This window comes from Nocardioides glacieisoli, from assembly GCF_004137245.1.
Lineage (GTDB): Bacteria > Actinomycetota > Actinomycetes > Propionibacteriales > Nocardioidaceae > Nocardioides > Nocardioides glacieisoli.
In genome coordinates this window covers 64,604-76,195 of the sequence record NZ_SDWS01000015.1, presented here as the reverse complement: position 1 = coordinate 76,195, position 11,592 = coordinate 64,604, and the positions used below count along the sequence as shown (strand labels likewise).

The window sequence follows — 11,592 nt, the reverse complement described above, 5'->3', positions numbered from 1 at the left end:
CAAGGTCCTCGCCGTCGCGCTCGGCCACGTGCTCGGGGTGGTGGCCGCCCACGACCGTGCCATCAAGCTCCTCCCACGACGGCACCAGCTGACCGGTCAGCTGCCCCTGCTCGTGGCGATGGTGAGCTTCACCATCGGAGGGTTGTACCTGCTGTTTGCGGCCTGATCACCGTACGGCTGAGATGGCGGCCCTGCTCTGACCTGGGTTCCTCTTCAGGCGTCCACGCTGCCGACAAGCGAGCAACCCGTGCGCGTCGCCCAGTTCGACGCCTGTTCGCCGAGGCGTTGACCCGCGTCGAACAGACCAGCGCATCGCGCGGCCGGTTCCTGCTGGCCGGCGGCGCGGACGTGACCCGACGCGTGGAAGCAGCGCGCTCTGTACGACGCGATGAAGGACGCAGCAGGGACTGCACTTCTCCGTGGTGCGAGTCGCACGCCGGCATGGGTCGACGTACGTCCGGACCCAGGTATGGCATCCACGTGCGATTCCGATCAGTTCGACGCGTGAGGTGCCGGGCGCGCCTCGGACCCGGCCCGGGCGTCATGGGGACCCACGATCTGCGGGGCAAGTCGAGGAACGAGTCGAACCAGGACCACCATCGCGACGAGCTCCACCATGGTCTGCGTGACGACGGCCAGAGGCGCGATGTCAAGCGCTTCAGGTAGGGCCAGCGCCAGCGGGAGCACGACCAGCGAGTTGCGGGTCGACACCGAAAACATGACAGCCCGGGTCGCCGGGACATCGAGGCGGGCGGTTCTCGCAGCGATCCTGCCCACCGTGACCGCAACGACGACGAAGATCACGTAGAGCGGGATCAGACGCGCCAGCTCAACGGCTTCAGACCCTACGGCAGCGATCTGGGAACCGATGACCACGGCAAGGGTGGCCATCATCAGAGGCACCATGGCGCCAGCCATCAGCTCCTCGATGACCACTCCGATCCGATGACGGCGACCGATCGCCTGGACGATTCCGGCGGCGGCGAGCGGCGCGACGATCAGCACGAGGAAAGCCTCGATGAACGGCTCGAGGTCCACGACGTCGAGAACGTCGGATCCGGCGAACATGAACAGGTAGACCGGAAGCAGGAGCATCTGCGCGATCATCAACAGGGGCGCCGCCGCGAGGAGGCGTGCCTGTGCCCCGCCGGCCAGGCCGGTGAAGACGATGACGTAGTCGATGCACGGCGTGAGCAGCACGAGCAGCAGGCCAAGCATGAGCCCGCGGTTGTCAGCGACGAAACGGGAGAGCCCGAACGCGACTGCAGGGACCACGACGAAGTTCGCCACCAGCACGGTGCCCAGGAAGCGCACATCCGCGAACGCCCGGCCGACCTCGCCAAGAGGAACGCTGAGGAACGTCGCGAACAGCAGCATCGCCAGCACCGGGTTGATCGAGTGCTGCAACGTCGGCGCGACCCCGGAAGCCGACAGACCGACGAATGCACCGAGCACGATCGCAGCCAGGTACAACGGAATCTGGTGTGCGTCCCACCACTCCACCATCGATCGGAAGCGACCAGGAGGGCACTGGAGGTCGTTCACCGGTGCGTCTGCCTGTGGTGGATCCGGACATCCTCACCGGTGTCGCAGCTCGCCCGCTCGCCCGACGACATGTACTCACTTCGACAAGACTCCCCACTGTCCGGGCACTCCGCCACCCGCCCGGTCGCGGCGGCAAGCCGGTCCCGCAGCAGCCGGAGGGATGACAGCCGCTCGAGCACCGTCTCGTCGTACGAGCGGTAACCGTTCGACTCACGCCGCGCACCGATCAACCCGAGCGAGTCGTAGTAGCGGAGGGTGGTCGCTGGGATTCCCGTCGACCTTGCCACCTGCGAGATGCGCACGGACCGACCCTAAACCTTCTAGTCGACTCCAAGGTCCAGCTGTCGTGCTGCGTTGACGTCCGCGGTGGGCCGCCTGATGTCGACGACCTGTGGACATTCAGCCCGCGACCCGCCCCGTCGCGACGACGGGCGAGTCGGCACCACCGCCGCGCAGCGCGACGGTGCAGGTGGCCGTGTCGGCCTCGCAGGTCAGCAGGTCCTGGCGCGCGGACGTCTCGGTGGAGATCGACGCCGTCGCGGCGAACGTGTCGGCGTCCAGCCACTGGTAGCCGAGGACGCTGTCGTAGGGCTGGGGTGCCACCGGCGTCCAGGCGTCTGCGCCGACCTCCCCCACCACCGTCGTGTAGTAGCTGACCCCGTCCGGCGGGGACACCCGCGTGTGGAGCACGGCCCGCTGTCCGTCCGGGGACAGCGCTCCGCCCGTGCCCGGGAGGGCGCGGGTGTCGAGGAGGTCGGGGCCGGAGCGCAGCTCCTCGACCTGGACCATGGTCGTGGACCCGTCGACCTCCTGCGGCTCGAACGAGGTCGCCACCTGCAGGATCTCGCCGTCCTCGACCTGCAGCACCTCCGCCCCGACACCGTCCGCAGCGGGCAGGAGGACGGGATCCCCGCCGTCCAGCGCGTCCCAGGCCAGCACGCCACGGGCGGCGGGCACGTAGACGGTGCGACCGTCGACGGCCACGATGTCGGCGCCGGCACCGCCGACGCTGCCGGGGTTCGGGGAGACGGGATCGCCGGGCAGGTCCTCGATCGGGACGTCGACGCGGTCGCCGGTGGCGAGGTCGAGCACGCTCAGGGCGCCTGCCTCGGCCGCGTCCACCCAGGCGACGACATCGTCGTCGGACACCAGCCGGCCCCGGTCGGGGTCCGCCAGTCGCCCGACCTGCTGCGACTCACCGTCGACGACGGTGTGCACTCGACCTTGGCGGTCGGCGACGACGTACCCGCTCGGCGCTTGCACGAGCGCGTTGATCGCCAGGTCCGTCTCCACGGTCCGGGAGCCGTCGTGGATGGTGCCCCCCAGTGCGTAGGCGAGCTCGTAGGAGACCACGGGAGTCGCGACGTCGGGCCCGCGGGAGTCGTCGGACAGCACAGTGGGAACCGCGATCCCGGCGACGACCACCAACGACGCTGCCACCGCTCCGACGACGCCGGTCAGCCGCCGGCGCACCTGGCGGTCGCCGTCGCGGAGCATGGCGGCCACGTCGAGGTCGGGCGCGTCGAGGGAGTCGGCGCGGTCGTGCATGACGTCCTTGAGGAGTCCGGTCATCGGTTCACCACCGTCAGGTCGGCGGGGAGCAGGTCGAGGTGCCCACCGCGGGAGTCGAGGGTCGTACGGAGCGTGGCCAGGCCCGCGTGCACCTGGCTCTTCACGGTGCCGACGGCACAGCCGAGGGCGGCCGCGGTCTGGGCCTCGGTGAGGTCCTCGTAGTAGCGGAGCACGATCGCGGCCCGCTGCCGCGGCGGCAGGTCCTGCAAGGCCGACCACACCCACTCGCGCTGCGTGAGCTCGTCGGCGTGCCCGCCGTGGCTCGCCTCGGGGATCGTGTCGCTGGGTCGTTCCTGCCACGACTTGCGGCGGTACCACGAGATCGCGGTCGTCGTGATGACCTTGCGGGTGTACGCCTCCGCCTTGGCGGGGTCGCGCAACGTGGGCCACTTGACGTAGGTCTTCGTGAACGCCTCCTGCAGCAGGTCCTGGGCCAGCTGCCGCTCGCCGACCATGAGGTACGCCGTGCGGTGCAGGGCGGCCGACCGTGCGGCGACGAACTCGGCGAAGGCCGCCGGATCGCGTCGTGGCATCTGTGCTCCTGAGAACGGATGGAGGGGGTCACTCAACACGACGCTCCCGGACCGACAAAAGGTTCGGAGCAGTCACCCACGACCAGCTAGCGCGGTGCTGGCGGTGCGGCATCCACACCGCCAGCACCGCACAAGCCGAGGGCCGGCTCAGGCCTCCGCGCTGCGCACCAGTCGCTCGACCACGGCGTCGGGGTCGTCGAGCCAGTCGGTCGCGAGGACCTGCTCGACCTTCCACCCGGCGGAGCGCAGGACGGCCGGCTGGATGGTGCGGCGCTGCTCCCCCGATGCCCGGTCGACGCGCGCGGCGTGGTCGACCAGGACCGCCGTGCGCCACGTCGGCTCACCGACCCTGCGCAGGGCGAGGTCGCACCGGAAGCCGGACTGACCGACCGAGAGCGCGACGTCGAGCCCACGCTCGCGCAGTGCCTCAGCCAGCTGGTCGACGATGTCGGGCGGGCCGTCCCGGTCGGCCCCACCCTGCCGCCACGAGCCCAGCGCGGACCGCATGGCCGCGGGGTCGCCCTCGGACACTGCGTCGGCGTACTGGAGGAAGCCGCGCAGCGACGCCGCACCGTCGTTGTAGGTGTTGCTGATCATCGCGGGCTCGATGCTGCTCACCAGCACCATGTGCTGGCGAGCGCGGCTGAAGATGACGTTGAGCCGCTTCTCGCCGCCGCTGTTGTTGATCGGGCCGAAGTTCATCCGCATCCGGCCGTCGGGGCCGCGGGCGTAGCAGACGCTCATGATGATCACGTCGCGCTCGTCGCCCTGGACGTTCTCCAGGTTCTTCACGAAGAGGCCGACGGTCTGGCCGTCCTCCTCGCGGTCGACCTCGGTCTCGTAGGCCACGGCGAAGTCGGGGTCGGCGGCGGCCAGCGACGCCAGCGCGTTCTCGATCTCGGTCTGCTGGGCCTCGGAGAAGGCCACGATGCCGATCGTGAGCCCGGTGCCCCGCAGCAGCAGGTCGCGCGTCAGCTCCGCGACCCACTGGGCCTCGGCCGGGTTGGTGCGTCGCGTGTAGACGCCGTCGCTGACCCGGACCACGCTGATGCTGCGGTCGAGGACGGCGTCGGTGGTGGCGCGTACGTCGTCGGGGTCGGGCGCCTCGCCCGTCGTGACGCTGAGGCGCGGACGGCCCTCCGGCATCGGCACGCGGTCCGGCACGGTGGCGAGCCTGCCCTCGTAGAAGGCTGCGTTGCTGAACTGGATGAGCGCCTCGTAGCGGCTGCGGTAGTGCCAGAGCAGCATGGTCGACGGCAGCCGCGTCGAGGCGACGGTGAGGAAGCTGTCGGCGTCGAGCACCACGCCGACCTGCGCGGCCGCCTCGTCGTCCTCGACGCCCTCGTCGACCTCGGTGTCGACGCCCGGGCCGCTGCTGCGGAAGTAGCGGGTCGGCGGGAGCTGCATGCGGTCGCCCACCACAATCGCCTGGCCGGCCCGGTGCAGCGCCGGCACCGCCTCCTCGACCGGCACCTGGCTGGCCTCGTCGAAGACGACCACGTCGAAGGCCCCGGCCAGCTCGAGGGTGTCGCTCAGCGACGACGGGCTCATCAGCCACACCGGCCGCAGCGCGGCCACCACCTCGCCGGACTCGGCGCTGGCCAGCTGCCGGATCGACCGGTAGGCGCGTACCTTGCCGAACTCGTGCTCCAGCTCGCGCCGACCGGTGCTCCAGGTCTTCTTGGTCGCCCGCTGCGCCTCGTCCATGCCGGTCACGCTGCGCCCGCTGTGCTCGACGAGCTCGCGGAACCTGTGGCGCAGGCGGCCGACGATGACCGCGGCGTTGGCCCTGTGGAGGGCCGGCTCCAGCTGCGCCACGCGCTCGACGAGGTCGCCGAGGCGGCGCCCGTCCAGCCGGTCGAGCTCGGGCAGGTGCGCCCGGGCGTCGCGCAGGGCGGTCGTGAGCACGACGTACTCGACCTGGTCGGGCGTGGCCTCGAGGACCTGGAGAGCCCGGTGGACCGACGGCTCTGCGGCGATGTCGGTGAGCGATGGCGCAGTGGCACGTACGGCGTCGCGTCCCGCCGGTGTCGCGAGCGCGGCCGCGACCTCCAGCGCCTCGTCGAGCGGCAGCCGCTCGACGTCGAGCACGTCCGCGAGGTCCTCGTCGAGCCGGGCGAGGTCGTGGGCCAGGTCGTCGAGCGCCTCACGCGGGCCGTCGTCGGCCGCAGCGAGCAGGTCGCGCCAGGCAGCGAGCGGCTGGTCCAGCCGCCGGACCGCAACGAGCCGGTCCGCCAGACCGGCCAGGTCGCCGTGGCCGTACGCGCGCTCGGCCTCCGCGTCGACCGCGGCTGCAGCGTCAGCCGCTTCGTGGTGGTCGACCAGCAGCCCCAGTGCCTGGCTGGCCGGCATGGCCGCACCGCTCCACCCGCGCTCGACCAGCGCCTTCACCCGCCGCCACTCACCACTGAGGAACCGGAAGGCCGAGCCCTCCTTGCTGCGGGCGACCTCGAGCGCTGCGACGGCATCCTCGGGACGAACCGGCTCGGTCCAGCCGGCAGCCGCACCACCCGCCGCGGCGGCCGCCTCGTGGGCCTCGCGCTGGCGTCGTACGGCAGCAGTCAGCTCGGTGGCCGCAGCCGACCGCCCCGAGAGCACCCCCAGCGCACCGTGGCGGGCGAGCGGGTCCAGCAGGGCGTGCAGGCCGGCGACCTCGCGGACCTGCGCGACGGTGAGCGAGCCGGGCTCTGGCCCGCCCGCCGCGGCGAGCAACCCGAGCACGCGTCCCACGGACGTGCCGAGCGACTCGGCCGCAGCCGCCACCGTCATCTCGGCGCGCGCGTCGGAGAGCGCGCCGGGACGGATCGCCGCCAGGGGCGTACGAGCCAGGACGCGATCGTGACCGGCACGCGCGAGCGCGTCGCCGAGGCGGTCCACCGCGGGCCGGACCGCGTGCCACGCATCGGGTGCCGGGACGACCCGGAGGTCGCTCGCCGACAGGTCGTCTCCCCACCGCGAGTCGCGCAGGGCGACCAGCCGGTCCAGGTGGTCGACCACCCGAGCCCCGCGCCGGCCCGCGCCGACCAGCGCGGCGTCGTACGCCTCGACCTCCGCCCGGATGCCGACGAGCTCGCCGACGAGGCGGTCGCGCTCTCCCTCGAGGGCGTCGATGTCCTCCTCCGAGGTGGTCCACGCCTCGTAGGTGTCGCGCAGGCCGTGGACGAACGCCTTCTTGTCCGCCTGGCTGTCGTGGACGAGGGTGCAGATCTCGTCCAGGCCGCGCGAGCGCAGGCGTGCGTGCACGACGTCGAGCGCGGCTCGCTTCTGGCAGATGAAGAGCACCCGCTTGCCGCGCGCGAGGTAGTCGGCGACGAGGTTGGTGATCGTCTGCGACTTGCCGGTGCCGGGCGGGCCCTGGATGACGAAGGTGTCGTCGGCGCGGGCCTGGGCGACCGCCGCCATCTGCGAGTCGTCGGCGGTGACGACGAGGTAGCGGTCCTGCGGTGGCACGGGCGCCGTCGCCGCGGGCGCCTCGCGGGGCTCGGTCGAGAACAGCTCGTCGAACACCGGCTGGGGCCGCGGCTCGTCGAGGAGGGCGTCGTAGTCACGGACCAGGCTGAGCGTGCGGTAGTTGAAGTTCGCGAGGGTCACCGCGCACAGGTCGACCTCCCAGCGATAGGGGTTGGTCTCGCCCTCGGAGAGCGAGAAGAGCTCCTGCTCGACCTCGCCGACCGCCTGGCTGCGCGGCGCCGGCGCGTCCCCGAGCTCCACCCCGAGCGGCAGCGGGGAGCGCACGAGCCGGTCCTCGAAGATCTGCACGCCGAGCGGCTGCCACGACGGCCGCGTGTAGGAGTACGCGTAGTGGCGCCGCCCGATGCTGGGCCGGCTGCCGCTGCGGCGCCTGCGGTACGCCTGCAGCGCGAGCTGGGCACGCGAGCGGATCAGGTCGATGCGCGGGCGGTCGACCAGCACGATCGACACCCCGCGCTCGGTGCGTCGCGCCTGGCGCTCGATATCCGCGCGCAGGTCGTCGACCGCCGCCGGGTCGGTGAGGTCGATCGTCGTCGGGAGGTCGAAGCCGTAGCTGCCGCGCAGCTGGTGGCGCAGGACCGGGTTGACCTCGGCCTCGCCGGCGTCGACGAGCTGGAGCTTGTAGGACTGCCGCACGCCGCGGGCCTTGGTGAGGGTCGCGGCGGCGAGCACCAGCGGCGACAGGATCGGCACGTCGGGGTCGACGTGCACGTCGTGCCACCGCAGGAAGGCGACGACGACCCGCAGCTGGTCCTGGCCGTACTCCGCGCGGTCCCGCTGCGCCTGCGACCGGACGGCGTCGAGGGCCTGCTCGGCGTAGGGCGCGTCGTCCCAGCGGACGACCGAGCCGAGCTCCACCGCCTTGCCGTCCACCAGCCGACGGGAGGCAGGACCGCCCCACGTGAACAGCTGCTCGGCGCCGATGGAGCGGACGTCGAGCACCAGCGGGACCGACGCCTGGGTCAGGTTGAGCGTGCGGCCGGTGCTGCGGAAGTGGAGCAGCGGGTTGCGGCGGCTGAGGTCGAACAGCCGGTCGCGCAGGTGCTCCAGCACGACGGTGCGCCGGTCGCGGTCGCCGGTCGCGTCGAGGACGCGCTCGAGGTCGAAGTCCTCGGGCTGGTCCCGGTAGGTGCGCAGCCGCTCGATGAGGTCGCGGAGGTCCTGCGCGCGCCGGCGCCGGTCGGGCTCGACCATCGAGGTCACCAGACCGGCCACCACCGGATGGAGGCCGGGCGCGAGGACGAACAGGTTGCGGTAGTGCTGCTCGAGGCGCAGCACGTGGTCCTCGTCGGCAATGTCGAGCCCGCAGAGGAGGGCCGCGAGCAGCTCGCCGACGCTGGCGATGTCGGTGAGCTCGTCGTGGTGACCGACCTGGTGCTCCCACCGCTGCCAGCCCGGGACCAGGCGTGCCCGCGGCGTCTCGGAGCCGGCCTGCGCCGCGCTCGTACGCTGTCCGCTGGCCAGGTCGAGCAGCTGGTCTCCCCCGCGCCGGACGTCGAGGCCCCTGGACGCGAGCTCGCGCTCGACCTCCTTGATCGCCGACCGGTTGTGGTGCGGCGCCGCGGCGGCTGCGTCGTCGAAGGCGATCCGGTTGCCCTCGATCACCGTCAGCTGCCCGAGCCCGCGCAGTGGCGCGACCCTGCCGAGCTGGTGGGCGGCCGCGACCTGCTCCAAGAGGGGAAGGGTGGATGCGAGCACGTCGTCCACCGGCAGCCCGCCCAGCTCGACGGCCTTCGCCACGAGGTCGCGCATCACGCCGCTCCCGCCACGAGCCCGCGGGCGTCGGCGACCACGGCGGTGCGCTCGCGATCGCCCAGCCCGAGCTCGGCCACGAGGAACTTCACCAGGTCCGTGTCGAGCTTCTTGACCATCGCCACGGCCACGGCGGCGGCCAGCGCGGACCGCGGCGCGTCGGGATCGCTGGTCGCGAGGTCGGCGAGCACGGCGCAGAGGTAGCGGCGGGTGTCGGGCGGCAGCGTGCTGAGGTCGTCGTCCGTGAGCTCGGACAGCGCCGCCGGGCTCGCCGGCACCTCCGCGCCGTAGCGTTCCGCGAGCTCCATCGACTCCGGCGAGCGCAGCTCCTCGACCTGCGTCGCCTGGCCTGCCAGCTCACGGGTCAGGTCGCGCAGCGCGTCCTGTCCGAGCAGGTCGAGCGCGGCGAGGTCGAGCGGCGGACCGATCGCGGCGGCGACCGCCTCCTCCGCGTCGTCACCGTGGGCGTGCCACTGCTGGAGCGCCCACGAGCGCAGCACGTTCTCGGGGTGGGTCTGTCCCGCGCTCCCGGACGTCAGGTCGACCTCGGCCGCCTGGCGCAGGTAGGCCCCGGGATCGACCTGCTTCATCCCCGTCGCGAGCTTGAGCAGGCCACCGACCGCCGGCTCGACGAGGCCGGTCGCGAGCAGCGCCCCGCGATCGGCGTACAGCTCGGTCGCGAGCCGGAAGCGGCGCGCCGTCTCGAGGTACTCCCCGCTCGTCCGGGCGTCGGTCTCGCTCGCCTCGAGCAGGCGGGAGGCGACCAGGTGACGCCCGCCCTCCGACGTCCAGAGCACGTGGTGGGACAGCTCGTGGCCCATGACGGCGCACAGCTCGTCGTCCGCGAGCAGGTCGGACAGCCCGCCCGTCAGGACGACGATCGCGCGGTCCGGGACGAACACGAGCTCGGCGTTGGGCTTGTCCCCCGACTCCCCCGCGTAGAGCTCGACCGGCACCGTCACGCCGAGTGCCTCGGCCGCACGCGCCAGCTGGGCGTGCGCCCCGGGATGGCTCGTCGGGTCCAGCCGGTACGTCGAGCGCAGCAGTGCCTGGTCGAGGTCGTCGCCGCCGATGGGGCCGGAGCTCAGGGCCGCGAACGCCTTCGGGTGCTCGCTCTCGAGGATCGTCGTCACCGCCGAGTGGTAGGGCAACGGCGTCAGCTGGCGGAGCACGCCGATCACCCTAGGTGGTCCCTCCGCGCAGCACGGGAGGAACACTCTCGGTCATGGACACCTCATCGCTCGCACGCGCCGTCGCCCCGACCGGCACTCTCCGGGCCGTCATCAACCTCGGCAACCCGGTCCTCGCACAGGGCACCCCCGACGATCCCCGCGGGGTGACGGTGGCCATCGCCCACGACATCGCCCAGTGGCTCGGGATTGCTCTCGAGCTCGTCTGCGTGGACGCCGCGCGCAACTCCTACGCCGCGATCACCGAGGGCCGGGTCGACCTCTGCTTCCTCGCCAACGAGCCGTCCCGCGAGGAGGGCGTGGTCTTCACCGCGCCGTACGTCCTGATCGAGGGCGTCCACGTCGTCGACGCAGACTCGCCCCTGGCGTCGTCGGACGAGGTCGACCGCGAGGGCGTGCGCATCGGCGTGCGGCTGGGGTCGGCGTACGACCTGTTCCTCACCCGCAGCCTCCAGCACGCCGACGTGGTCCGTGCCGACGAGGCGACCGACGTCTTCGAGGAGCAGCACCTCGACGCCGCGGCCGGCGTGCGGCAGCCGATGGAGGAGTTTGTCGCCGCGACCGGGCGCCGGATCCTCGAGCCGGCCTTCATGGAGATCCAGCAGTCCGTCGGCCTCCCCCGCGCGCTCGACCCTGACGCTGTCGCTGCGGTCGCAGCGAGGGTCGAGGCCCTCAAGGCCTCCGGCTTCGTGCGCGACGAGCTCGCGCGCAGTGGTGTCGAGGCCACGGTGGCCCCACCCGCGTAACGGAGTCAGACGGGACCTTTGGCCCTGTCGGCCGGCGCCACCAGTGCGCAAGGTTGCGGCTCCCACCCCCAGCGCTCGCGAGAGAGCCGCATGCTCGCACCATCCGACTTCGCCCTGTCCATCGCTGAGGCGGCACGGACCCTCAACAAGCCCCGCAGCCTCGACGACACCCTCCAGACGATCGTCGAGGTGGCCTGCAACTCCGTCCCCGGCTTCGACCACGTCGGCATCGCGACGCTCGCGAAGGGCGGCGACATCGAGACGCGGGCGTACGACGGGGAGCTGGTCGTGTCCCTGGACGAGCTGCAGCACGAGCTCCACGAGGGCCCGAGCTCGGCAGTCCTACGGGACGCGGAGACGATCGCGGTGTCGAGCCTCCGGCTCGAGCACCGCTGGCCGCACTATGTCCCCCGGGCACGGGCTGCGGGGGTCCGCTCCCAGCTCGCCGTCAAGCTCTACCTCGACCGCGGCACCCTCGGCGGGATCAACTTCTACTCCACCACCTCCGACGAGGTCAGCGTCGATGCCCAGGCGATGGCCCGGCTCTTCGCCACCCATGCCGCCATCGCGCTCGGTCACGCCCAGGAGCGCGAGGAGCTCAACGAGGGCCTGCAGAGCCGGCGGGTCATCGGACAGGCGATCGGGATCCTCATGGAGCGCTACCAGATGGATGAGGACCGTGCCTTCGCCTTCCTGGTCCGTGCCTCCTCCCACAACAACCTCAAGCTCCGTGCGGTCGCCGAGGAGCTCGTCGCCGAGGCCAACGCGCGGTAGCGGAGAACG

Annotated in this window: 8 protein-coding genes; 2 read left to right on the top strand and 6 right to left on the bottom strand. The window is 72.2% G+C overall.

Going from position 1 to position 11,592, the window contains the following annotated elements; all coding sequences use genetic code 11:
- Nucleotides 1-492 precede the first annotated feature (492 nt).
- The 6 genes from EUA06_RS21460 to EUA06_RS21435 form a co-directional block, all read right to left on the bottom strand.
- Nucleotides 493-1,545: an arsenic resistance protein gene (locus EUA06_RS21460; protein ID WP_242498308.1), complete on the bottom strand. Its 1,053-nt coding sequence runs from the start codon at nt 1,543-1,545 to the stop codon at nt 493-495.
- Nucleotides 1,542-1,847, bottom strand: a complete 306-nt coding sequence (locus EUA06_RS21455) for a MerR family transcriptional regulator (RefSeq protein ID WP_129479605.1) — start codon at nt 1,845-1,847, stop codon at nt 1,542-1,544. The genes EUA06_RS21460 and EUA06_RS21455 overlap by 4 nt, the downstream gene beginning before the upstream one ends.
- Before the next feature lie 97 nt (nt 1,848-1,944).
- Complete coding sequence (locus tag EUA06_RS21450; protein WP_129479603.1) at nt 1,945-3,117, bottom strand: hypothetical protein; 1,173 nt, start codon at nt 3,115-3,117, stop codon at nt 1,945-1,947.
- A complete protein-coding gene (locus EUA06_RS21445) occupies nt 3,114-3,650 on the bottom strand; it encodes a SigE family RNA polymerase sigma factor (RefSeq protein WP_129479601.1) in 537 nt (178 codons plus the stop codon). Before EUA06_RS21445 ends, EUA06_RS21450 begins: the two co-directional genes overlap by 4 nt.
- Before the next feature lie 147 nt (nt 3,651-3,797).
- Nucleotides 3,798-8,873 (bottom strand): AAA domain-containing protein, encoded by a 5,076-nt coding sequence (locus EUA06_RS21440; RefSeq protein ID WP_129479600.1) that lies wholly within the window; start codon nt 8,871-8,873, stop codon nt 3,798-3,800.
- Nucleotides 8,873-10,045 carry a M48 family metalloprotease gene (locus EUA06_RS21435; RefSeq protein ID WP_165354494.1) on the bottom strand — a complete coding sequence of 391 codons (1,173 nt, stop codon included), beginning with the start codon at nt 10,043-10,045 and terminating at the stop codon, nt 8,873-8,875. The genes EUA06_RS21440 and EUA06_RS21435 overlap by 1 nt, the downstream gene beginning before the upstream one ends.
- A 53-nt stretch (nt 10,046-10,098) precedes the next feature.
- On the opposite strand from EUA06_RS21435, the gene EUA06_RS21430 reads away from it, so the two are divergent.
- Together EUA06_RS21430 and EUA06_RS21425 are read left to right on the top strand one after the other, a co-directional pair.
- Nucleotides 10,099-10,809, top strand: a complete 711-nt coding sequence (locus EUA06_RS21430) for a transporter substrate-binding domain-containing protein (protein WP_129479596.1) — start codon at nt 10,099-10,101, stop codon at nt 10,807-10,809.
- A 90-nt stretch (nt 10,810-10,899) separates the two neighbouring features.
- On the top strand, nt 10,900-11,583 hold the full coding sequence (locus EUA06_RS21425) for a GAF and ANTAR domain-containing protein (protein ID WP_129479594.1): 684 nt from the start codon (nt 10,900-10,902) through the stop codon (nt 11,581-11,583).
- Nucleotides 11,584-11,592 lie beyond the last annotated feature (9 nt).

What these genes read in the sequence shown, in the direction of transcription:
- EUA06_RS21450 (WP_129479603.1), bottom strand. Translation starts at nt 3,117, where the DNA reads ATGACCGGACTCCTCAAGGACGTCATGCACGACCGCGCCGACTCCCTC.
- EUA06_RS21445 (WP_129479601.1), bottom strand. Translation starts at nt 3,650, where the DNA reads ATGCCACGACGCGATCCGGCGGCCTTCGCCGAGTTCGTCGCCGCACGG.
- EUA06_RS21440 (WP_129479600.1), bottom strand. Translation starts at nt 8,873, where the DNA reads ATGCGCGACCTCGTGGCGAAGGCCGTCGAGCTGGGCGGGCTGCCGGTG.
- EUA06_RS21430 (WP_129479596.1), top strand. Translation starts at nt 10,099, where the DNA reads ATGGACACCTCATCGCTCGCACGCGCCGTCGCCCCGACCGGCACTCTC.
- EUA06_RS21425 (WP_129479594.1), top strand. Translation starts at nt 10,900, where the DNA reads ATGCTCGCACCATCCGACTTCGCCCTGTCCATCGCTGAGGCGGCACGG.